The 26,524-nt window shown below is 40.8% G+C and carries 28 protein-coding genes and 1 tRNA gene; 12 read left to right on the top strand and 17 right to left on the bottom strand.

Going from position 1 to position 26,524, the window contains the following annotated elements:
- Positions 1-251: 251 nt before the first annotated feature.
- The 9 genes from mltB to AWW72_RS01515 all read right to left on the bottom strand — a co-directional run bounded on the left by mltB (position 252) and on the right by AWW72_RS01515 (position 7,527).
- Positions 252-1,253, bottom strand: a complete 1,002-nt coding sequence (gene mltB, locus AWW72_RS01555; protein WP_005258051.1) for a lytic murein transglycosylase B — start codon at positions 1,251-1,253, stop codon at positions 252-254.
- Between the two features lie 19 nt (positions 1,254-1,272).
- Complete coding sequence (gene rodA / locus AWW72_RS01550) at positions 1,273-2,415, bottom strand: rod shape-determining protein RodA (RefSeq protein ID WP_004772663.1); 1,143 nt, start codon at positions 2,413-2,415, stop codon at positions 1,273-1,275.
- Between the two features lie 165 nt (positions 2,416-2,580).
- Positions 2,581-3,240 (bottom strand): hypothetical protein, encoded by a 660-nt coding sequence (locus AWW72_RS01545; RefSeq protein WP_004772661.1) that lies wholly within the window; start codon positions 3,238-3,240, stop codon positions 2,581-2,583.
- 35 nt (positions 3,241-3,275) lie between these two features.
- Positions 3,276-4,091, bottom strand: a complete 816-nt coding sequence (gene queF, locus AWW72_RS01540; RefSeq protein WP_062846216.1) for an NADPH-dependent 7-cyano-7-deazaguanine reductase QueF — start codon at positions 4,089-4,091, stop codon at positions 3,276-3,278.
- Positions 4,088-4,861: an ABC transporter permease gene (locus AWW72_RS01535; protein ID WP_004772656.1), complete on the bottom strand. Its 774-nt coding sequence runs from the start codon at positions 4,859-4,861 to the stop codon at positions 4,088-4,090. Before AWW72_RS01535 ends, queF begins: the two co-directional genes overlap by 4 nt.
- Entirely contained in the window at positions 4,858-5,793 is a 936-nt protein-coding gene (locus AWW72_RS01530; protein WP_062846215.1) for an ABC transporter ATP-binding protein, read from the bottom strand. The genes AWW72_RS01535 and AWW72_RS01530 overlap by 4 nt, the downstream gene beginning before the upstream one ends.
- 138 nt (positions 5,794-5,931) lie before the next feature.
- Positions 5,932-6,007: transfer RNA gene (locus AWW72_RS01525), tRNA-Arg, on the bottom strand.
- Between the two features lie 120 nt (positions 6,008-6,127).
- Positions 6,128-6,697 (bottom strand): hypothetical protein, encoded by a 570-nt coding sequence (locus AWW72_RS01520; RefSeq protein WP_062846214.1) that lies wholly within the window; start codon positions 6,695-6,697, stop codon positions 6,128-6,130.
- Positions 6,698-6,834: 137 nt separating this feature from the next.
- Positions 6,835-7,527 (bottom strand): putative quorum-sensing-regulated virulence factor, encoded by a 693-nt coding sequence (locus tag AWW72_RS01515; RefSeq protein ID WP_047428111.1) that lies wholly within the window; start codon positions 7,525-7,527, stop codon positions 6,835-6,837.
- Positions 7,528-7,773: 246 nt separating this feature from the next.
- Between AWW72_RS01515 and AWW72_RS01510 the strand changes: the two genes are divergently transcribed.
- Complete coding sequence (locus AWW72_RS01510; protein ID WP_062846213.1) at positions 7,774-9,009, top strand: alpha/beta hydrolase family protein; 1,236 nt, start codon at positions 7,774-7,776, stop codon at positions 9,007-9,009.
- 26 nt (positions 9,010-9,035) lie between these two features.
- Here the strand turns inward: AWW72_RS01510 and AWW72_RS01505 are convergent, their stop codons facing one another.
- Positions 9,036-9,767 carry a hypothetical protein gene (locus AWW72_RS01505; protein ID WP_249409138.1) on the bottom strand — a complete coding sequence of 244 codons (732 nt, stop codon included), beginning with the start codon at positions 9,765-9,767 and terminating at the stop codon, positions 9,036-9,038.
- Between the two features lie 172 nt (positions 9,768-9,939).
- On the opposite strand from AWW72_RS01505, the gene glyA reads away from it, so the two are divergent.
- Entirely contained in the window at positions 9,940-11,193 is a 1,254-nt protein-coding gene (glyA, locus tag AWW72_RS01500) for a serine hydroxymethyltransferase (protein ID WP_004772645.1), read from the top strand.
- A 50-nt stretch (positions 11,194-11,243) separates the two neighbouring features.
- Here the strand turns inward: glyA and AWW72_RS01495 are convergent, their stop codons facing one another.
- The 4 genes from AWW72_RS01495 to yiaA form a co-directional block, all read right to left on the bottom strand.
- On the bottom strand, positions 11,244-11,492 hold the full coding sequence (locus AWW72_RS01495; protein WP_062846211.1) for a YfhL family 4Fe-4S dicluster ferredoxin: 249 nt from the start codon (positions 11,490-11,492) through the stop codon (positions 11,244-11,246).
- 1 nt (position 11,493) lies between these two features.
- Positions 11,494-12,861 (bottom strand): prephenate-dependent tRNA uridine(34) hydroxylase TrhP, encoded by a 1,368-nt coding sequence (gene trhP, locus AWW72_RS01490; RefSeq protein ID WP_062846240.1) that lies wholly within the window; start codon positions 12,859-12,861, stop codon positions 11,494-11,496.
- Between the two features lie 148 nt (positions 12,862-13,009).
- Positions 13,010-13,438, bottom strand: a complete 429-nt coding sequence (locus tag AWW72_RS01485; protein ID WP_004772639.1) for a hypothetical protein — start codon at positions 13,436-13,438, stop codon at positions 13,010-13,012.
- A gap of 240 nt (positions 13,439-13,678) precedes the next feature.
- Positions 13,679-14,146, bottom strand: coding sequence for an inner membrane protein YiaA (gene yiaA / locus AWW72_RS01480; RefSeq protein WP_047428096.1), 468 nt, complete (start codon positions 14,144-14,146; stop codon positions 13,679-13,681).
- A 327-nt stretch (positions 14,147-14,473) separates the two neighbouring features.
- Between yiaA and prfA the strand changes: the two genes are divergently transcribed.
- Positions 14,474-15,562 carry a peptide chain release factor 1 gene (prfA, locus tag AWW72_RS01475; protein ID WP_004772635.1) on the top strand — a complete coding sequence of 363 codons (1,089 nt, stop codon included), beginning with the start codon at positions 14,474-14,476 and terminating at the stop codon, positions 15,560-15,562.
- Positions 15,562-16,380, top strand: coding sequence for a peptide chain release factor N(5)-glutamine methyltransferase (prmC, locus tag AWW72_RS01470; protein WP_062846210.1), 819 nt, complete (start codon positions 15,562-15,564; stop codon positions 16,378-16,380). The genes prfA and prmC overlap by 1 nt, the downstream gene beginning before the upstream one ends.
- Here prmC and AWW72_RS01465 read toward each other — a convergent pair.
- Together AWW72_RS01465 and AWW72_RS01460 are read right to left on the bottom strand one after the other, a co-directional pair.
- On the bottom strand, positions 16,377-17,009 hold the full coding sequence (locus AWW72_RS01465; RefSeq protein ID WP_004772632.1) for an FMN-binding negative transcriptional regulator: 633 nt from the start codon (positions 17,007-17,009) through the stop codon (positions 16,377-16,379). The genes prmC and AWW72_RS01465 overlap by 4 nt on opposite strands.
- Before the next feature lie 13 nt (positions 17,010-17,022).
- Positions 17,023-18,084 (bottom strand): AraC family transcriptional regulator, encoded by a 1,062-nt coding sequence (locus AWW72_RS01460; protein WP_062846239.1) that lies wholly within the window; start codon positions 18,082-18,084, stop codon positions 17,023-17,025.
- Positions 18,085-18,227: 143 nt separating this feature from the next.
- Between AWW72_RS01460 and AWW72_RS01455 the strand changes: the two genes are divergently transcribed.
- Together AWW72_RS01455 and AWW72_RS01450 are read left to right on the top strand one after the other, a co-directional pair.
- Positions 18,228-18,998, top strand: a complete 771-nt coding sequence (locus AWW72_RS01455; protein WP_047428087.1) for an SDR family NAD(P)-dependent oxidoreductase — start codon at positions 18,228-18,230, stop codon at positions 18,996-18,998.
- A 162-nt stretch (positions 18,999-19,160) separates the two neighbouring features.
- Entirely contained in the window at positions 19,161-19,727 is a 567-nt protein-coding gene (locus tag AWW72_RS01450) for a hypothetical protein (protein ID WP_062846209.1), read from the top strand.
- A gap of 44 nt (positions 19,728-19,771) precedes the next feature.
- Here AWW72_RS01450 and AWW72_RS01445 read toward each other — a convergent pair whose 3' ends face one another.
- Positions 19,772-20,347: a flavin reductase family protein gene (locus AWW72_RS01445; protein ID WP_062846208.1), complete on the bottom strand. Its 576-nt coding sequence runs from the start codon at positions 20,345-20,347 to the stop codon at positions 19,772-19,774.
- 450 nt (positions 20,348-20,797) lie between these two features.
- On the opposite strand from AWW72_RS01445, the gene AWW72_RS01440 reads away from it, so the two are divergent.
- The 6 genes from AWW72_RS01440 (at position 20,798) to AWW72_RS01415 (ending at position 26,510) form a co-directional block, all read left to right on the top strand.
- On the top strand, positions 20,798-21,814 hold the full coding sequence (locus tag AWW72_RS01440) for a lipase family alpha/beta hydrolase (protein WP_062846238.1): 1,017 nt from the start codon (positions 20,798-20,800) through the stop codon (positions 21,812-21,814).
- 78 nt (positions 21,815-21,892) lie between these two features.
- Positions 21,893-22,924, top strand: coding sequence for a lipase secretion chaperone (locus AWW72_RS01435; protein WP_062846207.1), 1,032 nt, complete (start codon positions 21,893-21,895; stop codon positions 22,922-22,924).
- Positions 22,925-23,628: 704 nt separating this feature from the next.
- Positions 23,629-24,357, top strand: a complete 729-nt coding sequence (locus AWW72_RS01430) for a HesA/MoeB/ThiF family protein (RefSeq protein WP_227610468.1) — start codon at positions 23,629-23,631, stop codon at positions 24,355-24,357.
- 56 nt (positions 24,358-24,413) lie between these two features.
- The gene (locus AWW72_RS01425; RefSeq protein ID WP_004772617.1) at positions 24,414-25,712 is read left to right on the top strand and encodes an ABC1 kinase family protein; all 1,299 of its coding nucleotides are present in this window, start codon (positions 24,414-24,416) and stop codon (positions 25,710-25,712) included.
- A gap of 26 nt (positions 25,713-25,738) precedes the next feature.
- Entirely contained in the window at positions 25,739-26,119 is a 381-nt protein-coding gene (folB, locus tag AWW72_RS01420) for a dihydroneopterin aldolase (RefSeq protein WP_062846206.1), read from the top strand.
- Entirely contained in the window at positions 26,076-26,510 is a 435-nt protein-coding gene (locus AWW72_RS01415) for a 2-amino-4-hydroxy-6-hydroxymethyldihydropteridine diphosphokinase (protein ID WP_005258026.1), read from the top strand. The genes folB and AWW72_RS01415 overlap by 44 nt, the downstream gene beginning before the upstream one ends.
- Positions 26,511-26,524 lie beyond the last annotated feature (14 nt).

The following is a 26,524-nucleotide window of genomic DNA, read 5'->3' as shown; positions in this document are numbered from 1 at the left end:
AAAACTGCCTGAAATATAGTGCACATGTCTAATTATTCACTTTTGCAATTACTTTTAACTTGCGGCGATAATATTCATCGCTTACGAAGTGTGTCTAGTCTTTAACGATAAATAGTTACAAAAAGGGCAAAAACTTACAGTTTATGGTTAAATAATAATCAATATTGTAACAAAAAATGAATTTTGCTGATTCTGTGTTCGTTTTTTATTAAAAAATTATTGACTTTTCATAATCTTGTAAAAAAGCTAGCCTATCGGCTAGCCACTTCTGTACCCAATAACCATACTGCTGTCGCATACATACGGCTCTTATTGTAGGTGGTAATCACCTGAAAATTTGGATAGGTAATATAGTAGATCGGACCAAATTGATCTTGTAATTGAATGACATTCACTAGATCAAGATCATCAATTTTTACCAAAGGGTTAACTGGTGTAATTCCTAGTCTTTTCAGCTCGCCATAAGGTGTTGGCTGGGTTAGATCCTTGGCAATAATGCTATCAGGATTGTTGCCTGAGTAACGTGCAGGGAAGCCAATTGGACGATCACGCTCCCAGCCATACTGAGCTAAATAGTTTGCAATTGAACCAATCGCATCAGCAGCAGAATTTCTGAGATCAATATGTCCGTTACCATCGTAGTCCACACCAAGTTTCTGAATGTTACTTGGCATAAATTGTGGATAACCAATCGCACCTGCATAAGAGCCAACGATACTGTTGGTTGGATAACCTTCTTTATAAGTCCACGAAATCAGGGCAGCAAGTTCATCACTAAAATAGTCTGCACGACGTGGATAGCCGAATGCGAGCGTTGCTAGGGCATCACGTGTGATGAAAGAGCCCTTATTTGCGCCGTAGCCAGTTTCTACGCCCAGAATACCTAAAATGACTGCTTTAGGGACGCCATACTGCTGTTCTGCGCGATTGAGGACATCTTCATATTCATTTTTGAAGCGAACACCACGTTGAATGGTGCCTTCAACCAGAAACATAGAACGATATTGATACCAAGGTTTGCTTTCACCTGGGCGTGTCATGATATTTAAAATGTTAGGTAGGTTACGTGCGCCGCTCATTGCAGCGTCAATTTGTTCGCTGCTTAAGCCGTAAGTTGTCATTGCTTTTTGTTTAAAAGCAAAGTAATTCGGGTGATTATAAAATTCATTTGCTTGTGCCCAATTACTGCTCAAGAATAAACCAGCGCTTAAAGTTAAAAATTTAAAAGTTTTATTCAAAGTAGGAAGAAACATAAGTTTATAAAATTCCTCATTATCGATGTGTATGAATAGACATAACCAGTCCAAAAGTTGACATAAGGGTAATAATTGCAGTTCCGCCATAACTCATGAACGGCAAAGGCACACCTACTACAGGTAAAATACCACTGACCATGCCTGCGTTTACAAATACATAAACAAAAAATGACAAACCAAAGGCGCCAGCCACTAAACGACCATAGTTATGGAAGCTTTGCAGGCCAATCTGGAAAGTCCTGAAAATAATTGCACAATAAAGAAGAATCAGCAGGGTAACACCGATCAGACCAAACTCTTCTGAATAGGCTGCAATAATAAAGTCTGTATGGCCTTCAGGTAAAAAGTGTAAATGTGACTGAGTACCTTCAAGAAAGCCTTTACCCGAAAAACCACCTGAACCAATCGCCGTTTTGGACTGGATAATGTTCCAGCCTGTACCCAAGGCATCCGCTTCGGGATTAAAAAGTGTTAATACCCGTTGACGTTGATAGTCATGTAATAAAAATTCCCATGCAATCGGAATAATGATACCAGCAGCACCTGCCGCCGCCGCAATCAATTTCCACGATAAGCCGCTGAGGAAAAGTACAAAAATACCGCTGGCGAGTACCAGCAAGGAAGTGCCTAGGTCAGGTTGTTCTGCAATAAGGAGAAAAGGCACCACAATCAGCATTAAAGACAGAATGACCTGAGAGAAGCTAGGAGGAAGGGCTTTGCGAGACAAGAACCATGCAACCATCATCGGCATGCCGATCTTCATAAACTCACTTGGCTGCACACTCCCGAAGCCCGGAATATCAATCCAGCGTTGAGCTCCCATACGCACTTCACCAAAGACCATCACTGCGATCAGGCACAACACACCGAACACATAAAAGTAAGGTGAAAATGCCTGATAGACTTTTGGTGGAATCTGGGCCAAACCAAACATCACCGCAAAGCCAATTCCGAAGCTCATCGCCTGTTTGGTAACCAGCCCCACATCTTGTGCAGATGCGCTATATAAAACAGTCAGGCCGAGTATGGCATTGAGGATCAAAAACAGGCAAAGCCAAGGATCAAGGTGAAGTTGTTGCCAACGGGAAAGTTGATTGGCTGTGCTCAAGCCATCACGTGGTGCTTGACGCAAAAATTTGTATTGTGAGCTTGGAGACATGCGATTCTAAATCAAGTAAATCAACGCTTCGCGCATGCTAACATAATCGCCGATTTAGACAATGCAAATTTAGAAATTGTGACATTTATAAGCGGTTAATTTTGCATAAAATCGGTATAAAAAAAGCGACGATTTTACAATCGCCGCTTTCTGCTGAATTTCAGCTTATTTTTGTACCAGTAACTGATCGAAATGTTTGGTAAACACTTCGAGTTCAACTTGGCTTAAGCTTGGAATCAATTTCTTAATCACGATATGAACTGCGGTTTCAACACCACTTGTTGCAACGCTAGCAACGCCACGTTTTACCATACCAAGACCAAGTGTCTTGTTATATTCAGTCATAAAGTGGTGGATCAGCGCATCGGCAAATGTTTTAAACTGTTTTGTTAAAGCATCGCGTTGCTCTTTGCCATTTCCAGCAGCTACTTCAGCAAAGCTCTTTTTCATGTCTGCAACAAGGCTATCTGGTAATGCTGTACCAATACGTTGTTTACCGTCATTATCAATGAATAGGCTCTTTTCCATAAAGGCTAAAGATTCAAGCACCTGTTCATTTGAAGCTTTGCCTAGAAGCTGTTTCATGAGGGTTTCAACAATGCCGCGAATTTTAATCGCTAGACCTTCGGTAGTATCTCGTTTATCACTTGGTGGAAACTGCTGAACCAGGTGAACCAACATGGTGTCAATTAACTCATCAGTAAGCTGTAGAGAAATTTTGTCACGTAAAGGGTATTGAGGCTCTTTACTGTCACGATTGGCTTGTGCAAGTTGAATATCCTGACTCAAACTTGCTGACGGAAGAATACCGAAATAACTGGTCATTGAAGAACGTCCTCTATATATCAAATTTATTCGTTTTATTGTCGTGCCAAGCGAATTGGCTCGGGCATCCATGACAAATCTGATACTCGGCATGGGTTAATATCCAAGCCCCCGCGGCGAGTATAAGTTGCATAGACCATCAGTTTTTCTGGCTTCAAAAGTTGCCAAATGTCGGCAAATATTTGCTCAACACATTGCTCATGGAAGCCATTATGCTGACGGTACGAGATAATATAAGCTAAAACGCTGCGATAACAAGGCTTTTTACCTTGCAAACGAATAAAAACCGTACCCCAATCTGGTTGACCTGTAACAGGACAATTACTTCTTAAAAGATGAGAGTAAAGCTCAATTTCTACATTTTCTTCAGCAGACGTATCTAATTGCAACAACGTCGAATCAGGATGTTCGGAAAGACGTTCTGGAATCAAATCATCAATGCAAATGCCTTGGGGTTTTGAAATCTCCAAATCATCGACTTGAAACAGGTGTAGTTCAACTTTTGCACCTGCTGCTTTTGATAGGTCCTGTTCAACTGTTGCAATAAAGGCTTCTTTCGAATCAAATTGAGTGAAGTTCATGCTGTTGAAATAAAGCTTAAGTGACTTCGATTCAATTAAGTTGGGTGAGCTTGCTGGCAGCGTTAAACGGCCAATCGCCACCTGAGGTAAACCCAGTTGATTCAACCATGAAATTTCAAAAACATGCCACCAGTCTTTGCCTTGAGTAATGCCTTCAATATGCGCATATTGTTGACGAGATTCAGCACGAGCAATTGGAAATAAAACTTCTGGCTGATATTGAGTCGGGTATTGGGTGTCTTTACCCAATAAAGAAAGTTCAACACTCATTCACGCATTCCTGAACCACGAGCTAATAAATGATATGCAATTGCATAGAGGACAACACAACACAAGGTCACAACACCTAAAGAGAAGGCAACATTAACGTCACTGTGCCCTAAAATGCCGTAACGGAAGGCATTGACCATATATACAATTGGATTAACTAAAGAGACGTTTTGCCAAAAAGGGCTTAATGCACTGATGGCATAGAATACACCACCTAAATAGGTGAGTGGGGTCAATACGAAAGTCGGGATAATGGAAATATCATCGAAAGACTTTGCATATACGGCATTAATAAAGCCGCCCAGAGAAAACAATAATGACGTAATAATGACGGTATATATCGTCACAAATAAATTATAAATTTCTAAATGAGTAAAGAATAGGCTCATGATGGTCACAATCAAGCCAACCAGTACGCCACGGCTAACCCCACCAATCACATAACCCCACAGGATTAAATGCAATGGCACAGGACTCATAATCAGTTCTTCAATACTTTTCTGGAATTTGGCACTAAAGAAACTTGAAGAAACATTGGCATAGCTATTGGTAATGACGGCCATCATGATCAAACCGGGCACGATGAATTGCATATAGCTAAAGCCACCCATTTCACCAATACGTGAACCGACCAGATTCCCGAAGATCACAAAGTACAAACTCATCGTGATCGCAGGTGGAAGTAAGGTTTGTGGCCAGATTCGCATAAAGCGACGAATTTCTTTAACAACTAAAGTCCAAAGCGCAGTTTTTAATTGACTGAAGTTCATTCATTCGCTCCTGCAAGATTCTTCTCGACCATTTTCACGAATAACTCTTCCAGACGATTCGATTTATTCCGCATACTGTTCACTTGAATATTTTGTGACTGCAATATCAGGAACAGGTCATTCATACTGTGGGCTTTGTCCATAGTCACTTCTAATGTCACTGGATCAATCAGATTAAATTTGAAACCAATGATATTGAGATCAAAACCATTAATCGGTTCAGCCAAATCACAAATGAATGATTCTTCATTGAGCTGGTTGAGGAAGCCTTTCATGGTGGTGTCTTCTTTAATCACGCCACGATCGATAATCGCAATGCGACGACACAACATTTCGGCTTCTTCTAAATAGTGTGTGGTCAGAATGATTGACGTACCATTTTCATTCATTTCGGTGAGAAAGTCCCACATCGAACGACGAAGTTCAATGTCAACACCAGCGGTTGGCTCATCCAGAATCAGCAGCTTTGGCTCATGCATCATGGCACGTGCAATCATCAAACGGCGTTTCATACCGCCTGAAAGCATACGTGATTGAATATTACGTTTTTCCCATAGGCCAAGCTTTTCTAGATAATGTTCGGCACGTTGTTCTGCCAATTTTTTAGGAATGCCGTAATAACCAGCTTGGGTCACTAAAATATCGAAAGTTTTTTCGAATTGACCAAAGTTAAATTCTTGAGGAACAACACCAAGACATTGTTTTGCTTGAGAAGGATGGGTATCTAAGTTATGTCCAAAAATCTCAACTGAACCAGATGTTTTTTTGGCTAAAGAGCTAATGATACTGATCGTCGTCGATTTTCCTGCACCATTAGGGCCTAATAGTGCATAAAACTCACCTTCAGGTACGGTTAAATTAATACCTTTTAACGCCTGAAAACCATTACGATAAGTTTTGGACAAATCGCTCAACACCAAAGCATCAGTCATAAACGTCTCACGTTGTTAAATAGAACGGGTATTTTGAGCGATATGAATAAATAAACCAAGTAGAAAAATAGGTTTATGGCGTGTTAAAAACAGAACGATTATAGAAATATGAGAATTTGGGTAAAAAAGAAGAAGCAATGGTGCGCTCAGCGGGACTCGAACCCACGCCACAGGCTTCGGAGACCTGTACTCTATCCAGTTGAGCTATGAGCGCATGCGTGCCACATCATAGGCAAAAAACACAGGCAGGTAAATATATACCTTTGAATAAAGCGATTTCTTGTTTATTAAAACATCAATTTTATTCTCGACTTAGTCAAATTCTGGAATAAAACTATAAATGCTGTACTGAATAATTGATTAATTTTAAGGTTTGATTCAACTGACTTGGTGGAATCCGCGATTCTTGTAATGACGTAATCCATTGCATCTGACAGGTTTTCAGTTGCTGTAAAGAATGAATCGACTGAATTTTCTGGATTAACGGGCGAGCCATCAGACCACAATAGCTGGTCAATGTCTGAATCATGACTTGCTGGATTTCAACAAAAGGAAGTTTTTCCAGTTCAACTGTTTCTTCAACCTCTAATGCAGTTTGAATTATGTCTTGTTCTTGAACTGGGAGTGATTGAATAGGTAGTGCTTCTTCAAGAATTTCTGTCGTTAATACTGTTTTTGTTGCTTCTTTATTTATTGGTGGAGATGTGTGTTGTGCCAATAGGCCCATCTCGATTAGCTGTTGCACCAGTTCCGTGGGTGCAATTCGATCCTTATAATCTTGATCCAGTTCTTTAAAATCTTCGTGATCAATTAAAAGCAATAAACGACGTTGACGGGCAGTTAAAGCTATATGACGTTCCTGTAACGCACTTTGCCCAAGTTCGGTTTTAAAAAAATGTGACATCTCTTAATTTCCCCCTAATCAAGATAAGACGGGGATTAAGATAGAGTTGAAAAATGACAGTAATATTAACAATTTATTAAATATCACTGCCTTTTTTGATAAAGAGGGAAAGTTACGAAAAGACTTTCCCTTTAAGCTTATTTAACTAATTTTGCTTCTAAAGCTTTGCGCAAATAAGGATCTAGATCATCCTGACGCATTAGCCATTGAATATAGTCAGCAGGAAGATCCTGAATGGCAGTGCCTTTATGTTTGCCAAAGGTGATACTTTTTGGAATACGGGCTTCTTCTGAGGCAATATAGAGTTGTTCAATGTCTTGAATGTTGAGTTGATGGATGATGTGCATCAAGATATTGGCGGTTAAGATAATGTCCGCGTCCGCGCGATGTGCACCTTTAAGCATTTCACGCGCTTTATCACTGCCTTTAGAAATGAGATAGATGAGGGCAGAGATATTATGTGCTTCAGCATTTTCCCAGACATGTCGTGCCAGTGCCAAAGTACAAATGGGCTTTAATTGAGATACATCGACACCACAACGTGCAATAGCAGCAATATCATAGTCAACGTTGTGACCAATAATATAGGTGGTTTGAGCAGGAAGCTGAAACTCATTATAAAAAGGTTGTCCCACCAGATCAGATTCTAAAATATGGTGTACTGCCATGGCCGCATAAGAAATCGGTTGTCCAACCTGATAAAGTTGGTCAAAGATCTGCTTTTTATCCAGACTGAGTTTTCCATTTTCGATTTCAATTGGAGCGTAGGCGATTTCAATCGGCAAACCATTCAAAGTATGCGTTTCTGTATCTAGGATGATGGCTTGCATGAAAGTCGACCTGATCTGAGTTGAGAATGCCAATATCTTACAAGAAATTTATTTGAAACAGGATTGAATCAGTCAAGGTCACTTTATTTTTTTTAAACATAAAATTGAGTTTGGATAAATTAACATCGAAAATTGAAAAAATACTTGAACAATTTGATATTAAGCGCATTCTTATAGAAGTAATTGCCTTAGTAAAAGATGTGCTAAGGATTAAAATGAAAAAGATAAAAAACAGGGAAACATGACATGAATATGAAATTGTTAACGGTTGCGCTCATCAGTTCAAGCGTGTTGCTTAGCGCGTGTAATGACGATGATAACGATATTTCGTTTGTACCTAAGCCAGACATTCCAGAAAATAATATTAAAAATCCAGTTGTGGGGATTCCAGTAGCATATACCAAAACAGATTTTAGCGCGGTGGCTACGGAAAGTTCGGTACTGACTTATAAAATGTTGGGACAGAATGGTAAGGAAACGATGGCAACCAGTCTGTTGTTCGTACCAGGCGGGCCAACACCTCAAGGAGGATGGAAAATTGTTGCATGGGCACATGGTACGACAGGGGTAGCAGATCAATGCGCGCCGAGTCGTAACGCAACTGGCCCTGAGGTTGGAAATATGATTACGCAGTTACTTGCAGCAGGTTATGTTGTAGTCGCGCCTGATTACGAAGGCTTGGGAGAACCGAGTGGTCGAGAATTACATCCATTCTTGAATGTTAAGAGTGAGGCATTCTCTATAACCGATGCTGTAGTGGCTGCACGATATTATTTAGCTGGACAAGGTAAAGTTGTATCTCGTCAATGGATGACAGTGGGGCATTCACAAGGTGGGCAAGCAGCATTGGGCGCAGCGCAATATCAAAGTCGTGCCAAGCTGGATTATAAAGGAACAATTGCTGTTGCTCCTGCGTCTAATTTAGCGGCTATTTTGGTCAATGGGAATGCATCTGTTGAAAATGCACCTTTGCCGCAAAAAATTGAAATGTATGCGCAACTGGATACATTTACGGCCTTAATTACCGCCGGACTACGAAACCTTGAACCAAGCTTTAGCTATACCAATGTATTCCAGTCGCCAACGGATGGGATCGCTAACAATGCAGAAACTGATTGCTTTGATGTGCTAGGTAAAAAGTTTGGAAACGCCATGCAGAAATATGCACTGAGCAATGGTAATTTAACCAATTATCCTCGCACACAAACCAATTTTATGGCTGTGCCATTGGTGAAAACATTCCTGGAAAAGGATTCACAGCCCGCTCAAGTGAAGTTGAATCAGCCTGTTACGATTTATCAAGGTGCACAGGACACAACCGTTCCTAAAGCAGCAACGGATGCACTTGTAGCGCTGGCTCAGAGTAAAGGGTCAAGCATCCAGTACATTACGAATACACAGTGGAATCACGGTACAGCTTATGACTTGAATATCAGCAATATTGTCGGGGATGTAAAAGCGGCGATGCCTGCGAATAATTAAGTCACTGGGAATAATTTAATGGTAAATTATTCCCGAATTTTACTTTCTAGATAAGCAATATCTGGACATAGTGTTTTGGTTGGCTTGTGTTCATAAAACTCTGCCCTAAAATCAATTTTTTCAGGTTCATTAAAACCGAAAGTTTTATAAATTTGCATACTTTCGTGAACAGCTTTTTTATATAAAAGACTAACTGAAAAATATGCCAGTAAACCCAAGGTTCCACTGATAAGAATAGAGGAGATAATTGCTATAAACATTTCTCCCGTAGATTCGCTATTAAATAAAAAGAAAGCATTTACTAAAAGGCCTATTATAAGGAATGCCATACCAATCGTTTTTTGTCTTCTTTTTAAACCTTCTAGAGTGAAGCCATGTTGAGGAAGCGAGTAAATTAAATTTTGTTCTAGGTGATAGATTGCATAGGCAGGGCTTATGTCAGTGAAGCTCTCTGCATCAATAACAGCATATAACTCATCACCTTCTTGAAAAAAAATATATTCAGCAACGCCCATTACTGTGCGCTGATCAATCATAAAACTATATATTTTATATTGTTTATTTATCTTATATGCTAAAGCACGAGCATCAAAATCGAACAATTTGTCTATAAGTATCTGTGCCAACAGAGCTTGATCTTGTTCTATCTGAGTTTCATAATTTCGATTTCTGATACAGTAAAAAGCATATATTTTTAAATGCTGAATGTTCCCGTTAATGCGTATCATTTTATCTAGATAATTAACAATAAACTCCAATGATAAGCTTAAGGAAAAATCTTAATCAACAAAAAGCTAGATTTTGATAGATATAAGCAATTTTTATTGAGAAATGAGTAAACTTCATTCTGCTTAATTACAAACTTCGTGCTACAATACGCACCAATCTTTAGCACGGCTTAAAAGCCCTAATTTATAGGACCCTCCGCTAATGTTTGCCAATATTTCTATTGCTGAATTTGATCCAGAATTAGCTCAAGCGATTGCTTCTGAAGGCGTACGCCAAGAAGCGCATATTGAGTTAATTGCATCTGAAAACTATTGTTCACCAGCTGTGATGGAAGCACAGGGATCAAAACTTACTAACAAATATGCAGAAGGCTATCCTGGCAAACGCTACTACGGCGGTTGTGAATATGTTGACGTGATCGAGCAGCTTGCAATTGATCGCGCAAAAGAATTATTCGGCGCTGATTACGCAAACGTTCAACCACACGCAGGTTCTCAAGCGAACTCAGCTGTTTACCTAGCGCTTCTTAACCCAGGCGATACTGTATTGGGTATGAGCTTGGCACATGGTGGTCACTTGACTCACGGTGCAAAAGTAAGCTTCTCTGGTAAAACATACAATGCGATCCAGTACGGTTTAAACCCAGAAACGGGTGAAATCGATTATGAAGAAGTTGAACGTTTAGCTTTAGAACATAAGCCACGTATGATCGTTGCTGGTTTCTCTGCATATAGCCAAGTTGTTGATTGGCAGCGTTTCCGTGACATCGCAGACAAAGTAGGTGCATACCTTTTTGTTGATATGGCTCACGTTGCAGGTCTTGTTGCTGCTGGCGTATATCCAAACCCAGTACAAATTGCAGACGTAACAACCACAACGACGCATAAAACACTTCGTGGTCCACGTTCTGGTTTGATCCTTGCTAAAGCAAACGAAGAAATCGAGAAAAAACTTCAATCAGCTGTATTCCCTGGCAACCAGGGCGGTCCGTTGATGCATGCGATTGCGGCAAAAGCAATCTGCTTCAAAGAAGCAATGTCTGATGAATTCAAAACTTACCAACAACAAGTTGTGAAAAATGCTCAAGCAATGGCTGAAGTATTAATCGCACGTGGTTATGATGTTGTGTCTGGTGGTACAGAAAACCATTTATTCTTATTGTCTTTAATTAAACAAGACGTAACGGGTAAAGATGCTGATGCATGGTTAGGTGCTGCACATATCACTGTAAACAAAAACGCGGTTCCAAATGATCCACGTTCTCCGTTTGTGACTTCTGGTATCCGTATCGGTACGCCAGCAGTGACTACACGTGGTTTTGGTGAAGCGGAAGTTCGTGAACTTGCTGGCTGGATCGCTGACGTGATCGATAGCAAAGGTGATGAGAAAGTGATCGCTGATGTGAAAGCAAAAGTTGAAGCAGTTTGTGCAAAATTCCCAGTATATGCAAACTAATTTGTATAGCTAAAAAAAGCGCCGTCAGGCGCTTTTTTTATCGCTGTCTTTTATACAATTTGTAGATGTTTAAACTTTTGTAAAAGTTCAGTTTGAGTTTCAGGGTGCTGCGGATCGGGTTTAATACAGTCAATCGGACACACCGCCACACAAGTGGGTACTTCATAAAAACCGACACATTCAGTACAGCGGTGTGGGTCGATTTCATAGACTTTTGCACCTTCATCGATCGCTTGATTGGGACATTCAGGCAAACACATATCACAATTGATACATGCCTTTGTAATCAGCAAAGCCATTTTAATCTGCCGAATAGGCTAAAGCTGCCGAATGCAATTGCTCAGCAGCATCAGGTAAATTACGGATCAGCAGTGCATAAGCAATATCAATCTCTGGAGAGAGAGGAATTTCGACAATGTGGCCTGAGCCTTTGGCATTCTCAATCGGATTGCCTTTAAGGTCTCGCATCTGTTCCAAGATAAAACTGATATTACCTTTTGGAGTCATCAGTTCCAGTGAATCGCCGACCAGAAAGCGGTTTTTGACTTCGATACGAATATAGTCGCCATTACGCTCAATCACTTCACCACAAAACTGTTGATAGTCAAAGTGAGATGAACCATCCGTATAATTCTGATAATCGCGATGCACATGACGGCGTAAGAAGCCTTCGGTATAACCTCTATTGGCCAGACCTTCCAGTTGGGTCATTAAGCTAGTATCAAATGCTTTGCCAGCAAGTGCGTCATCTATGGCCTTACGGTAAATCTGTGCTGTACGTGCACAATAAAAATAGGATTTAGTGCGACCTTCAATTTTCAGTGAAGCCACTCCAATTTTAGTAAGTCGATCAACATGCTGCACGGCACGTAAATCTTTTGAGTTCATGAAATAAGTACCATGTTGATCTTCTTCAGCTGCAAACATATCTTCATCGTTGCGCTGTACTAAAACAGTGTGTGCTGATGAATGAGATGTTGAGGTTTGAGAACAACATGTTTTTTCTGAATGGATCTGTTGAACAGGGATCACATCACCATTGGCATCTTCTTGTGCGGCATGAATTTTGTAATCCCAGCGACAGGCATTGGTACAGGCACCTTGATTGGCATCACGTTTATTCATATAGCCAGACAATAGGCAACGTCCTGAATAGGCCATGCACAGTGCGCCATGTACAAAAACTTCCAGTTCAATGTCTGGGACCTGTGTCTGAATTTCCTCGATTTCTTCGATCGACAATTCACGAGACAGAATAATGCGGCTTAGACCATAATCCTTCCAGAATTTAACCGTTGCCCAGTTAATGGCATTGGCTTGTACCGAGAGATGAATCTGCATTTCAGGGAAATGTTCGCGTACCATCATGATCAAGCCTGGATCAGACATAATCAATGCATCGGGTTGCATGGCAATAATCGGTTCGATATCTCGGATAAAATTTTTAAGCTTGCTGTTATGAGGCTGGATATTGACCACCACATAAAACTTTTTGCCTAAGGCATGCGCCTCATCAATACCCATTTTTAAATTGTCGTGGTCAAACTCATTATTACGCACACGTAAGCTATAACGGGGTTGACCTGCGTAGACCGCATCTGCGCCATAAGCAAAGGCATAGCGCATGTTTTTGAGAGAACCAGCAGGAGAGAGTAATTCGGTATTCATCATGCAATAAAAGGCATATAAAAAATAGGGAATTATTCTAGAAAGTTCGAAACAATGATTCAACCTAGCATTTTGCTCAGGATTTTATCGATAGGCTGGAAAGATTGCGGGCATAAAAAAAGCACCCGAAGGTGCTTTTTCTAAGAAATTAGTGATGACGATGCTTTCTTTTTTTCTTGTATTTTTTTGACTGGTGATTGTCATAATAACGGTCTTGACCGACTTTACGGCCTAAAGCAGAACCACCTGCGGCACCCGCAGCAGCACCAATATAACCGCCTGTTGTACCACCGAGGTTTTTACCTACAGTATAACCACCCACACCACCTAAACCACCGCCAATGGCAGCTTCAGTACGTGTACGTTTGCTACTTGCAGCCGCTGCACCACCAGCGCCACCAAGTGCAGAGCCAATCATTGCGCCGTTATTGCCACCGATTTCTTTGCCAAGTGCAGTACCAACGACACTACCGAGTGCAGATGTTGCTGCAACACGAGTTGCGTTATCAGCATGAGCGACAGTAACAAGTGATGAAGTTGCAAAGATTGCACCACATAACCAAGCGTTTAATTTCATTTTTTGACTCCGTGTCCGCAATAAATCGGACGTCTTTCTAATGGCAGCAAATGTAACAAAGTTTGAGAATGAAAGTGTGGAGAAGCTGGCCCAAATTATTACTCTTTGGTGTCTGGATTGTAATCTTTTGTTTTATGTTAGGTTTTTATAGAATATATAATGATTTAAAAACAAATAGTTAGGGTTTTGTTGTTGAGGATAAGGCTTAAATATTTTTAAGCCTTTATTTCAAAATAAAACTTAGTCTTGTTGTTCATCTTTTACAGAATTGTCTTCTAACTTGAGTTGACGCGGGTTAAATTCTGTTTGGAGACGTAAATAATTTAGATCACGAATATTCTTTTGTGTGGCGACGACACCAAATAGACTTAACAGGAAGGACATAATATAAAAGCCTTTCTCACTCATTGTCAGTTCGGCGTTCCATAAACTAATCAATAAAAGCACGATACACACTGCCATTGAGGCCCAGCACAGTCCGTAGTAAATGGCAGTCACAGGAATTTCTTCAAGTTGATCTCGTACCGTTTTTTGCAGAGATGCTGCCGAGAAAAGGCCATAGAGTAAAATGACCAGATAATAGCCTTTTTCATGGAGTGGCATATTGGCATTCCACAATCCAATCATAAAGCCAACGGCACCTGCAATTAAGGCAACCCAGCTTGCTGCAATAAAGGCAGAGGTAGGACGATTAATAAAATTATTCATAGTTTATCCTGTTGTTTTATCATTCTATTTATCCTCCATTATTTATAGCTAAGCACTCGGCAGAGAACAAGCTGTAAAAACTAAAACTGAACAATTTGTGATGAAATGAGGGAGGAATAGTAAGTTCCACAGTTTCACTATGTCTTTTAAGCGGCAGAGTCTGTAAACTATGCGCAATTTTTTGATTTTACTCGTGCTTCGTAGGGGCACCATTGTCTTTTCATGCCTTATTTCTGTTGTTTTAGCCGATAACGCAATGCATGGCTGTAAGGTCAACAAACCCTATTTTGATCGCACTGAGTCTTTAGATTTTGAGATATTCCGCCCATGAAAGCATCACTCCGTTTAAGACTCGATCAACTTTGTGATCGTCACGAAGAGCTGACTGCATTACTCGCTGATGTAGAAGTAATTTCGGACAATAAACGTTTCCGTAAATTGTCCCGTGAACATAATGATTTAACTGAAATCACCGAAGTTTGGAGTAAGTATCGTCAAGCGGAAGAAGATATTGAAACTGCCGAAATGATGAAGTCAGATCCTGATTTCAAAGATATGGCCGAAGAAGAAATCAAAGAAAATAAAGCGCTTCTGGTCGAGCTTGAAGATCAACTTAATGTGTTGATGATTCCTAAAGATCCGAACGATGCCAATGCGGCTTATCTTGAAGTGCGTGCGGGAACGGGTGGTGATGAAGCTGCGATCTTCTCGGGCGATTTATTCCGTATGTATAGTAAATACGCTGAAACCCAAGGTTGGCGTATTGAAGTGCTTTCTGAAAATGAAGGTGAGCATGGCGGTTATAAAGAGATCATTTGCCGTATTGATGGTGAAGGTGTGTATGGCCGCTTGAAGTTTGAAAGTGGCGCGCACCGTGTACAACGTGTCCCTGCAACTGAATCGCAAGGACGTGTTCATACCTCGGCATGTACAGTTGCTATTCTTCCAGAAGTAGATGTAGATACTACAGTTGAAATCAATCCTGCTGATTTGCGTATTGATACTTATCGTGCGTCAGGTGCGGGTGGTCAGCATATTAACAAAACTGATTCTGCGGTGCGTATTACCCATATTCCGTCTGGAGTTGTGGTGGAATGTCAGGAAGAACGTTCACAGCATAAGAACAAAGCCAAAGCGATGGCCTTGTTGGTGTCACGTCTGGAAAATGCCAAACGTGCAGCAGCAGATGCAGCAACATCAGAAATGCGCCGTGATTTGGTCGGTTCAGGTGACCGTTCAGAGCGTATTCGTACTTATAACTATCCACAAGGTCGTATGACCGATCACCGTATTAACCTGACTTTATATAAGTTAGATGCAATTATGGAAGGTGATTTAACCGAATTACTGGACAGCTTGCATCGTGAATATCAGGCCGATCAGCTGGCGATGCTTGCACAGGAAAATGGCGGCTAATGAATATTGCTCAAGCGTTAGAGATTAAAGGTGAAATTGATAGCTATGAACGTCAGGAGGCGGCATGGCTACTTGAACATCTTCTCGGTATTAATGCGCTGGAACTCAAACTACGCCTTGAGCAAGAGTTAACAGACATGCAGGAACAAGCTTATCTGGATGGTCTGGCTCGTATTGAGCAGGGTGAGCCCTTGGCCTATGTCACTGGTTCACAGCCATTTTGGACCTTAGATCTGAAAGTGACGCATGACACTTTGGTGCCACGTCCAGATACTGAAATTCTTGTGGAAACAGTGTTAAAGCTGCCACTGGATCAGCAAGCCAAGATTGTTGATTTGGGTACGGGAACGGGTGCAATTGCTTTGGCACTTGCGAGTGAACGTCCGCAATGGCAAGTCATGGCGACTGATATTTATGAGCCAACTTTAGCGGTTGCTCAGGAAAATGCGGTTCGTCATGGTCTGATGCAGGTGAAATTTGCTTGTGGTGCCTGGTTTGAAGCACTGGATGAGCAGCAGTTTGATTTAATTGTGTCGAATCCACCGTATATTGATCCAGAAGACGTGCATATGCAGAAGCTCAAGTCTGAACCTGAGCGTGCCTTGATTGCGGATCGTCAGGGGATGGCGGATATCGAAATTATTATCGAGCAAGGTAAAAACTGGCTCAAACCAGAAGGCTGGATTGTGCTGGAACATGGTTATGACCAAGGTGAAGCTGTTCGCCAGGTCTTCGAGCAGCAAGGTTTTGAGCAAATCCAGACCATTAAGGATTATGGCGGCAATGATCGGGTCAGTTTAGGTCAAAAGTCTGCTTAATCTTTAATATATTGCTGTACGGCTTTTGCTAAATTGTGATTGCCGTGTTTTTCAAGCCCATCAACCACGCCTAAAGCATCTACTTTTTCCCGATTTTGACTCAATTTAAATTTGCCTGTGATCTCGGTGATCTGAATTTCAATGCCCACAATTCCTTGCAATTGCTGAGTAATATATTCGGCAGGTGCATCTGACATTTTCCATGGAATAGGCTGTTTCGCTTCATGTGTCCGTGTCAGTTTTGCCAAAATGCCGCGCAATGGTTTTTCATCAGATAAGAAATTAATTTTGCCTTTAACATGCACCACCTGATAGTTCCATGTCGGTACATGTTGATGGTGCTGTTGTTTGCTTGGATACCAATTTGGTGAAATATAACCTTGCTCACCTTGAAAGATAATCAGGACTTTTGTGCCATTTGGGATTTGCGTATGCAATGCATTATTTTTGGCAATGTGTGCAATCAGTGTCGCCGTTTGATTTTCTTCATCGAGTATCAGTTTGAAAGGCAGATGATGGGCATCCAAGCCTTCTGAACTGTGGCTGATAAGGGTCGCAAAAGGATAATCCTGAATCAGTTGATAGAGTTTTTGAGTGTCTTTTTCTTCAAAAATTTCAGGTAAGTACATGGCTTAATTCCTTTTACTCATCAAGTAGGTTCAGTTTATTTTTCTTTAATGGAGAGGTTTTTCGATAACTGCCCGGGCTAACACCACTCCATTTTTTAAAGGCACGGTGAAAAGCACTTGGATCATGAAAGTTGAGGTCATCGCTAATACTTTGAATTGAATCATCCGTTTTGCTCAGCCTTTCAATTGCAATATCACAGCGAATGTCATTCTTCAACTGCTGGTAGCTGACACCTTCCTGTTTTAAACGACGCTGGATGGTGGCTGTCGACATATTGAGCTGCTGCGCAATATCTTTCAGTTCCGCCCATTCCGAAGGTGCTTGTAGAAGCAATTGCCGACGTATTTGTAGACTCAGCGAATTTTCATTCTTAAAACGTACAATCAGGTTGTAGGGCGTATGTTTGAGAAAATCATTGAGTGCCTGTTTGTCTTTTTTGATTTTATGTTTCAGATAATGTGCATCAAATTCGATGCTATTTTGCTCAGCATGAAAGTGAATATTTTCACAAAAACGGACACGATAATCCTGTATTTCGACAGGTGGATAGCATCTAAACGTCATTTTATGAAAATGAATGCGTTGATCGCTGAGCCAGCACATTAAGCTGTGAACTAGCATCAGAAAGGTCGAGTAAGTAAACATTCGCTTTGGTTGTTCGCGATCATGCAGGATTAGATAAGCCTTAGTACCTTTCTGAACCAGTTCACCGCGAATATCATCCAGAATCAGCGCTAAAAACTTTAAAATTTCTTTAATTGCCTGTTCCAGCGTTTCGGTATTAAACGCAAGCTTTGCCAGTAATTGATAGCTACCACGGCGCATGGGATGGGTATCCATACCGAGAAACTCATCATTCATACTCTCCGCCAGTTCTACCCATAACTGGGCACACTGCGCGACAGGAACGCGAGCTTTGCTTGAGGTTAACAACTCAGCAGAAATGCCAGCCCGATTGGCAATACTGACAATATTTAAACCGCGACTTGCAGCAACGCTTAATGCTTCCCGAATTAAAGCATTTGAAATTGTATCCTTGGCCGCATTAAGATCGTGAGTGTGGTTTTTGGTCATATCAGCATGAAATACAGGAGAATAAATAGATCGACTGCTCAAAAGTCGCATTAACTTTGCTACTTTTTGAAATTGTATCGGAAAAAAGTTGCCTTTAGGCTTAGTTATAAAAATTTATATCTTTAATTTGATAGGAAACGTAAATGAAAATTCAGGGAAAACATTTTGTTATTACAGGCGGTGGCTCTGGTTTAGGTGCAGCAACAGCTGAATATTTGGTTGAAAAAGGTGCTTCAGTCACTTTGGTCGACATGAATGTTGAAGCAGGACAACAACAAGCACAAGCATTGGGAGCACAGGCAGAATTTGTAAAACTGGATGTGACCGATGAAGCAGCTGCGGAACAGTTTTTTAAAGATGTGCTGACCAAACATGGCAGTGTATATGGTCTGATCAATTGTGCTGGAATTGGCCCATCGGCAAAAGTTGTGGGCAAAGAGGGTGTACATGATTTGGCAATGTTCTCGAAAACGTTACACATCAATGTCACAGGCACATTTAATATGTTGCGCTATGCAGCGGATGCCATGAGCAAAAATACCGTTGCGGAAGGTGATGAAGATCGAGGGGTGATCGTCAATACAGCTTCGGTTGCAGCCTTTGATGGACAAATTGGGCAAGCGGCGTATTCTGCATCGAAAGGTGCCGTTGTGGCGATGACTTTGCCGATTGCACGAGAACTTGCTCGTCATGCGATACGCGTGATGACCATTGCACCGGGTATTATGGAAACCCCGATGTTAAAAGGTTTACCGCAGAACGTACAGGATGCTTTAGGGCAAATGGTGCCTTATCCTTCACGTTTGGGGCGCCCAGAAGAATTTGCTCGATTAGTGGCACATATCGCAGAAAATTCATATTTAAATGGTGAAGTGATTCGTCTGGATGGTGCGATTCGTATGGCACCAAAATAAGCTTTTAAAAAAATTGAATCAATCTACAGAACAGTTGTGAGCTTGGCGCTTGCAACTGTTTTTTATTCTCGTTCTCAAATTTTATATTGTCTGTTGACGGGTTTGACTCTAAGGTAAGAAACAGCTTCTTGATAAGAATAACGATACCAAAAGGATTTAGATATGAAATATAGACTGATGATTGCTACATTGTTTGGCCTGAGTCTAACGGGTTGTGTCGGTAATATGAATCCAACAGGTGGAAATTCATCACCGAATTATCCCTATTATAAAACTCGCGAAGCGCGCATCGTTAAAAAAATTCAGGTACCCGTAGGCACAACCTTGGTTTATGAGACCCAGTTTTTAAAGGAAGGCGAGCAAGATAAAATAATGTCTGAGGATAAACTCAAAGATATTCGTTTTCCTCAAGATCAACCGATGATGTGGGGTGGCGTGCCTGTGAGCATGATTTCGAAATTTTTTAATTCAGAAATGCATGGTTTTTCTGTGTATGCCGACTTTAAACAACTTGATGCAAAGCAGCGCAGTCGATTTGCTCAATTGTGGCAGAGTTGTGATGATGATCTAGGTATTACAGTCAAAGACACCACGGACTGGTCTTTTAATAAAGCCAATATCGCCGATGTAGAAAGCTGCAGTGTCAATTATCAACGTTATTTTAAAGACAATCAGAAACAGCAGCAGTTCCTAGATACCTTATACCGTGAAATGATGAAAGCTGAATAAATAAGGCAGGCAATGCTGAAAATCATTGCCTAAGACCTTGCTGATTATTTGGCTTTGACTTCATCGCCAATTAAATAAAAGGTTCCACCCGCAATATAGTGCAAGCTTCGCAACTCTTTTGCAGCGTCCTGAAAATGCCAGTGTCCATCTCGGAATACGCGAGAATCGGCCCATGCTGCAACCACAGATCCAATAAATAAATCGTGTGCTTGCTGGTTATGTGGCTCTGGAATAACTTTGCAAATCAACCATGCCAGACTGCCTGTGACCAGCGGGAGTGGATAGGGATCCTGATAAAACAATTCCGTTTTGCAATCTGCCAGTTTGGTGGGCTGATCAAATTTACTAATCGTACCGAGTTGGTGCACCATATCAATTTGCGCATAGCAGGGCACCTGTAGTGCAAAATAACCACTTTGCTCAACCAGTTGACGAGTCTTGGTGCTTTTGTCCAGAACAACAGTGACTTTGGCTGGTGTAAGTTCCAGTGCACAAGCCCATGCAGCAGCCATCACATCAGTGTCTTGTTCATGCTGAGCAGAGACCAGAACGGTAGGGCCATGATTTAATAGACGATAGGCTTTGGAAAGTTCAACGGCTGTAATGTCTTGAGCACTCATACGCGATCCGGCAGGATGATAAGACTGGTTATTGTTACATAATCTCTGGAAAAATAAGATTCAATTTTTCTGCATTTAACATGTTCACTACAGCAAAAAGGCAGAATGATTCTGTATCTTTTTGCGTGAAAATTCAAAGCAGATATTAAGTTCTCATATACATCGATGCTCATATTTTCATTGTGTATCGCGTAGAACCTTTTTAACAACGCCTAAAGTGGAAATCCATTCCATTCGCTTTGGGTATGTACATTCATCGGAATTTTATCAATCAGTCGTAATTTTGGCCTGAATTGTTATGATTTTGGCGCAGTTTGCTTTAGTCTAAAAATCAAACAATATTAAAGGAGGGTGATTTGATATCCCTTTTGTATGCTAGGAATGATTCCACGTACAAAATTATAGGACTAACACTTTGTAATAAAAATGAAAAATGCTCGGAGCAAAAACGTGAAAAAGAAATATTTAAATGCTATGGCGTTAATGGCAGGCATGTTTATTAGCAGTGGAACCGTTGTTCATGCAGGTTTGTTTGATTTTCTATCACCTAAAGCCTCATGGCAAAACTGTAATGTGAACGGTTGCTCAGTCGGCGGTAGTACCAACGTCACCTCCAGTTATGCAAAAACCAAGTATCCTATTCTCTTAGCACACGGTATGGCTGGATTCTCAGCGGTTGGCCCATTGCAATACTGGAACGGGATTACTGAAGATCTGGTGGGAAATGGGGCCAATGTATTTGTTGCACAGCAAGCTTCTTTTAATTCATCGGAAGTACGCGGGGAACAACTACTGATACAGGCAAAACAGGTGCTGGCAATTACAGGTGCTGAAAAAATCAATTTAATTGGCCATAGTCATGGCTCACAATCGGTTCGTTATGTAGCAAGCTTATTGCCGAATAAGATTGCTTCAGTGACAGCAGTAGGAGGCCCAACTAAAGGTTCAGATGTTGCAGATGTGGTTGATTCAGTTGTTAAATCACCTGCTGGCCCAGCACTTGCACCTATTATTGCGGCAGGCGTAAATGCCTTCTTCTCATTGGTCGGCATAGGTTCTGGTCATTACTATGATCAAGATGCAATTGCAGGCCTAAACTCACTCACGACCAGCGGTTCAGCAGACTTTAATAAACGCTTTCCAGCAGGTGTACCAACCACAGCGTGTGGATCTGGTGCCGAACTGGTGAATGGGGTTCGTTATTATTCATGGAGTGGAACCAGCCCATTTACCAATGCAGCTGATCCGATGGACTATGCTTTAACAGCGACCTCTTTACTGATCTCTGGTGAAAATGATGGTTTGGTACCACGCTGTTCGAGCCATTTAGGCACGGTCATTCGTGATAACTATGCATTTAACCATTTGGATGAGGTAAATCAGGTATTAGGTCTGGTAGGGTTTTTGCAAAATCCAGTCACGCCATACCGTGCACAAGCCAATCGTTTAAAAAATCAGGGGTTATAATAAATAAGCTAAAGGGGCAGCATTTGCTCCTTTAGCTAAAACGGATTTAAAAATAAAGGATAAATAGAGCAAGGGATGATGAACGGTAAATTTTTAAATAATAAAACCATCAGTTTGTGTGTGATTATCGGGTTATTGCTGATATTGGCTTTGATTTACTGGATATTTAAGCCCGATGCACAAACGACTTCGCATCCATTGAACCAGCAGGCTCAAGCACAGTTCTCAGAGCACAATTTTGCTGGTGTAACACAAGATCATCAAAAGGGAAAACTACCTGTTCTAGCAGCTTCATTACAAGGCACTGAAATTGATTGTCCAATTCAGGTGGATGCCAACGGTAAACTTATACTGACAGTTGGAATCCGTAGTTGTTTTGATTATTTCTTTTCAAGTCTGGGCGAGAAAACCGAAACGGAATTGATCGCGGATATTCGTCAATATCTAACAGCAACGCTACCTGATACGGCTTCAAGTTATGCGATTTATTTGTTAGATCAATATGTGGCGTACAGTCATACCCTCAAAAATTTAAAACCTAATGGTAACTTTAAAACGGGTGATATTGAAGGTTTTCAGAAAGTCCTTGATCAGATGTATAAAGTCCAGCAGCAGTTTTTTAATGCGGCTGAGATCAATGCCTTGTTTGGTAATGAACGTAAGTTAAATCAGTTTAATATTGAACAGATGCGTATTCATGCCAATAAGACTTTAACTGCACAGCAAAAAGCAGCTGAATTGGCAAAACTGATTGATCAGCTTCCTAGTACGATGGCGGATGGTGTTTGGGTTTCTATGCAATTTGCTGAGTTACAGCAATTGACGCAGGAGATCCGTGAGAAAGGTGGTTCTGCACAAGAGCTTCGTAATATGCGTGAAAGTCTGTTAGGGCCAGAAGCTGCGGATCGTCTCGAAAAGGTGGATCAGGAAGAGGCAGGCTGGCAAACACAGGTCAATGGTTATTTGGCTGAGCGCGACCAGATTTTAAAAAGTGATGCGAGCGATGCCAGTAAACAACAGTCGATTAATCAGTTGCGTAATCAATCTTTTGGAACTAAAGAGGATGTGTTAAGAGCGCAATCTTATGAAATGATGCATGATCGGAAGTAGCATTTTTAAGTGTATGTGAATTTTAGAAAATAATGGATGATAGATAAATTTATGGCTAAGGTATTTTTGAAATCTTGTTGCCTGACCTGACCATAGCAATTATGGCCTTAATCGTTCAAAAAAATTAAGGTCATTTTTATATGGGTGAACATAATCTACCTAGGCGGTAGTCAACAAATGCACGTATGAAGAAAAGCGAGCGTTTGACTTCTAAACTAACTATACGGTAGTCAACGCGGTTAAATCAGCGGTACGCCAATTCTGTCACTTCTAACCTACCTATACGGTAGTCAACGAGGAAGAAAAAAAACTTGAAGGCTGCGTGGTCTTCTAAACTACCTATACGGTAGTCAACACCATTGAATATGCGACTTGCTAATGATTTATCTTCTAAACTACCTATACGGTAGTCAACTATAAAATATAATAGATAACTTACGTTAAAACATAAAGTTATAATTAAAAAAGAATAAATACCTAAAGTTTTTAGTCGATATTATAAGTTTTTGATTTTATTCAGCTATTAAAGAGCGATCGAATTGTTGGGATAAAAATAAAACTTGGTCGAAAGAAAATGCGTTTAGATAAAATTTATTACTTTCCTCAAGTCCTGCATCGACTTAGAATCAGCACTATCTTGAAAATAAAGAAGTAGCCACGTGTCAGACCATTTTGAAAACGAATTTGAGCTTAGTAATGAGGAAATGCATCTCTATAGTCGTCAGATTTTATTAGATGGTTGGGATATTGAAGCACAAGAAAAACTAAAACTTGCCAATGTACTGATTATCGGCGCAGGTGGAATCGGCTGTACCAGTGCTGAGCTGCTGGCTCGTGCTGGGGTGGGAAAAATTACCATTGTCGATGCCGACACCATTGAGATGAGTAACCTACAACGTCAAATTGCATTTACCTCAAATGATTTAGGTCGATACAAAGCTGAAATATTGGCAAAACATCTACAAGCCATTAATCCACATATACAAGTCCGCTATCAAAATATACGTTTCGATGAAACGAATGCTGATGACTTCGTACAGCATCAGGATGTAGTGTTAGATGGTTGCGATAATTTTACCACGCGTTATCTGGTGAATCGTGTCTGTAAAACACACCAAGTGCCACTTATCAGTGCTTCAGCGATTGGTTTTGAAGGGCAGATGTTTATGGTTGAGTCAGATTCAGCTTGTTATGAATGCTTATTTCCTAAAGAAGAGCATGCCAATGAAGGCTTGCGCTGTGCTGAGTCTGGTGTATTGGCAACGACACCTGTAATGATAGCGTCATTACAAGCACATCACACTTTGCTGTTTTTAGGGTTGGGTTTGACGCCACTTAAGCAAAAACTGTTGCTCTGGAATGGTTTGAATCTGTCGCAACGCATTCTTAAATTTGAAAAAGATGTAAATTGTCCAGTTTGTCAGGCAACTTGATCGGTAAAATGAGCAAAATTTGCTAAACTAATGCCATCTGTGAGGCAAGAAAGATTATGAAAAGAAATATTTTATTCGATGGATTACGCTCTGTTGCACGTATTGGTGAAACAGTAGTGGTTGCAGCACAAGCAGGTGTGAAATATGCAACTGAGAAACCAAGCAATGCTAAACTCATGCGTGAGACCTTTGAGTCGCTTGGTTCGACTTATATTAAGCTGGGCCAGTTTATTGCCAGTACGCCGTCTTTATTCCCGCGAGAATATGTTCAGGAATTTCAGGGCTGTCTAGATCAAACGCCGACTTTGCCTTTTAGTTATATCCAAAAGGTTTTGGCGGAAGAATTTGAAGGTCGAAATCTCAATGAAATTTTCAGTTTTATTGATGAAAAACCATTAGCTTCTGCTTCGATTGCACAAGTTCATCCAGCAAGATTGGTGACGGGTGAAGATGTCGTTTTAAAAGTTCAGAAGCCTGGCGTTGAAACGATTCTTTATACCGATTTGAATGTAGTGCATTGGGCAACCAAGTTACTCGAAAAAGCAGTGCCTAAAATCAAATTTGCTTCACTGTCTGAAATTGTCGATGAAATTAAGACACGCATGGTACGTGAAGTTGATTTTATTGAAGAAGCACAAAATCTGGATGATTTTATCCAGTATCTGAATATCTCAGGCAATCAGGCTGCGACAGCACCAAAGGTGTATCACCAGTTTTCAACCCGCCGTGTACTAACCATGCAGCGTTTATATGGTGTGCCATTGACGGACTTTGACGTCGTAAAACAATATGCCAAAGATCCAACCCAAGTCCTGATTACGGCTATGAATACTTGGTTTGGTAGCTTGATGTTGTGTAAGAGTTTCCATGCAGACTTACATGCAGGCAACTTGATGTTGCTTGAAGATGGTCGTATTGGCTTTATCGATTTTGGTATTGTTGGTCAGTTAAAACCAGAAGTTTGGACTGCATGTATGGCATTTATGGATGCGTTGCAGCACACCAACTACGTTGCGATGGCTGAGAATATGCTTAAGATGGGCATGACGCATCAAAAAATTGATACGCAAGTATTGGCCGATGATCTCGAACGTTTGTTTAGTGGTGTATTACTGGCAGATCCACAAGAAATTCTGAGTTCGAATCCAGCAGACCTGAATGACATCATGATGGATATGGTGGCTGTGGGCGAACGTCATGGCATCAAATTCCCGCGTGACTTCGCGTTATTATTCAAGCAAATGTTATATTTTGATCGTTTCATGCGTGTTCTTGCACCATATACCGATATTTATGCTGACCAACGTCTGAAAATGGTTCACAATATTGAACCTGCTTCTTTTTTAAAGCATTAATTTATTTATCGGTTCAATAGGTCATTATGGATGCCATTATTATTGAAGGGTTAAAAGTTGATACTGTGATCGGCTGTTTCAACTGGGAACGCCAGATTATTCAACCTTTAATGCTAGATCTCACCATTCATAATGATCTTAGTCAGGCTGCAAACTCGGATGAGCTGGAAGATACGCTCAACTATGCTCAAATCTGTGAGCTTGCAGCACAAGTGATTCAAACAGCAAAACCGAAACTGATTGAGCATGCTGCTCATTTGGTTCTTGAGTGTCTATTTACGACTTTTCCTTCTATTGAGTCGATCACGATCACGATTCGTAAACCCGCAATTATTGCTCAAGCTAATGCAGTAGGAATTCGCCTTGAACGCAACAGAAACAATTTTTGCGCTCGCACTGGCGAGTAATCTCCAGCAGCAACAAAATTTCACTTTTGCTTATGAGCAGATTGCTCAACTCGGTAGAGTGGTGTTTTCTCCGATTTATGAAATTCCATGTCGAGATGGGATCGGGGCTGATTACTGGAACTCGGCCTGTCTATTAACAAGTCAACTTAGTATTGATGAAATCACTGAACTGTTAAAAAGGCTGGAACAACAATCAGGGCGTACTCGTCCTTCACATCAGATCACGCTGGATATTGATGTGATTGCTTGGGGACATACCTTAGAGAATATGCAGTTTAATCCTAAAAAATTACCTTTAGCGTTGGATGTGAAAATTCCTCTATTTGATTTATGGCAACATGCTGATCTAAGCTATGATCAAAAGGTGAACTATCCTGTCATTACAATGTAATTTGTTTGAATGTA

Source organism: Acinetobacter sp. NRRL B-65365 (assembly GCF_001605865.1).
Taxonomy (GTDB): domain Bacteria; phylum Pseudomonadota; class Gammaproteobacteria; order Pseudomonadales; family Moraxellaceae; genus Acinetobacter; species Acinetobacter vivianii.
The sequence above is the reverse complement of the archived record's forward strand: the minus strand, read 5'-3'. Positions and strand labels throughout refer to the sequence as shown.

Excerpts from the sequence above, each read along its gene's own strand:
- AWW72_RS01465 (WP_004772632.1), bottom strand. The coding sequence starts at position 17,009 with ATGTACTTACCTGAAATTTTTGAAGAAAAAGACACTCAAAAACTCTAT.
- AWW72_RS01535 (WP_004772656.1), bottom strand. The coding sequence starts at position 4,861 with ATGAACTTCAGTCAATTAAAAACTGCGCTTTGGACTTTAGTTGTTAAA.
- AWW72_RS01445 (WP_062846208.1), bottom strand. The coding sequence starts at position 20,347 with ATGAGTGCTCAAGACATTACAGCCGTTGAACTTTCCAAAGCCTATCGT.
- AWW72_RS01485 (WP_004772639.1), bottom strand. The coding sequence starts at position 13,438 with ATGAAATTAAACGCTTGGTTATGTGGTGCAATCTTTGCAACTTCATCA.
- AWW72_RS01430 (WP_227610468.1), top strand. The coding sequence starts at position 23,629 with ATGCATCTCTATAGTCGTCAGATTTTATTAGATGGTTGGGATATTGAA.
- AWW72_RS01425 (WP_004772617.1), top strand. The coding sequence starts at position 24,414 with ATGAAAAGAAATATTTTATTCGATGGATTACGCTCTGTTGCACGTATT.
- AWW72_RS01545 (WP_004772661.1), bottom strand. The coding sequence starts at position 3,240 with ATGACCAGTTATTTCGGTATTCTTCCGTCAGCAAGTTTGAGTCAGGAT.
- AWW72_RS01455 (WP_047428087.1), top strand. The coding sequence starts at position 18,228 with ATGAAAATTCAGGGAAAACATTTTGTTATTACAGGCGGTGGCTCTGGT.
- AWW72_RS01460 (WP_062846239.1), bottom strand. The coding sequence starts at position 18,084 with ATGACCAAAAACCACACTCACGATCTTAATGCGGCCAAGGATACAATT.
- AWW72_RS01495 (WP_062846211.1), bottom strand. The coding sequence starts at position 11,492 with ATGGCTTTGCTGATTACAAAGGCATGTATCAATTGTGATATGTGTTTG.
- queF (WP_062846216.1), bottom strand. The coding sequence starts at position 4,091 with ATGAGTGTTGAACTTTCTTTATTGGGTAAAGACACCCAATACCCGACT.
- AWW72_RS01450 (WP_062846209.1), top strand. The coding sequence starts at position 19,161 with ATGAAATATAGACTGATGATTGCTACATTGTTTGGCCTGAGTCTAACG.
- folB (WP_062846206.1), top strand. The coding sequence starts at position 25,739 with ATGGATGCCATTATTATTGAAGGGTTAAAAGTTGATACTGTGATCGGC.
- yiaA (WP_047428096.1), bottom strand. The coding sequence starts at position 14,146 with ATGAATAATTTTATTAATCGTCCTACCTCTGCCTTTATTGCAGCAAGC.
- glyA (WP_004772645.1), top strand. The coding sequence starts at position 9,940 with ATGTTTGCCAATATTTCTATTGCTGAATTTGATCCAGAATTAGCTCAA.
- trhP (WP_062846240.1), bottom strand. The coding sequence starts at position 12,861 with ATGAATACCGAATTACTCTCTCCTGCTGGTTCTCTCAAAAACATGCGC.
- AWW72_RS01515 (WP_047428111.1), bottom strand. The coding sequence starts at position 7,527 with ATGCAAGCCATCATCCTAGATACAGAAACGCATACTTTGAATGGTTTG.
- mltB (WP_005258051.1), bottom strand. The coding sequence starts at position 1,253 with ATGTTTCTTCCTACTTTGAATAAAACTTTTAAATTTTTAACTTTAAGC.
- AWW72_RS01510 (WP_062846213.1), top strand. The coding sequence starts at position 7,774 with ATGAATATGAAATTGTTAACGGTTGCGCTCATCAGTTCAAGCGTGTTG.
- prmC (WP_062846210.1), top strand. The coding sequence starts at position 15,562 with ATGAATATTGCTCAAGCGTTAGAGATTAAAGGTGAAATTGATAGCTAT.
- prfA (WP_004772635.1), top strand. The coding sequence starts at position 14,474 with ATGAAAGCATCACTCCGTTTAAGACTCGATCAACTTTGTGATCGTCAC.
- AWW72_RS01435 (WP_062846207.1), top strand. The coding sequence starts at position 21,893 with ATGAACGGTAAATTTTTAAATAATAAAACCATCAGTTTGTGTGTGATT.
- AWW72_RS01520 (WP_062846214.1), bottom strand. The coding sequence starts at position 6,697 with ATGTCACATTTTTTTAAAACCGAACTTGGGCAAAGTGCGTTACAGGAA.
- rodA (WP_004772663.1), bottom strand. The coding sequence starts at position 2,415 with ATGTCTCCAAGCTCACAATACAAATTTTTGCGTCAAGCACCACGTGAT.
- AWW72_RS01530 (WP_062846215.1), bottom strand. The coding sequence starts at position 5,793 with ATGACTGATGCTTTGGTGTTGAGCGATTTGTCCAAAACTTATCGTAAT.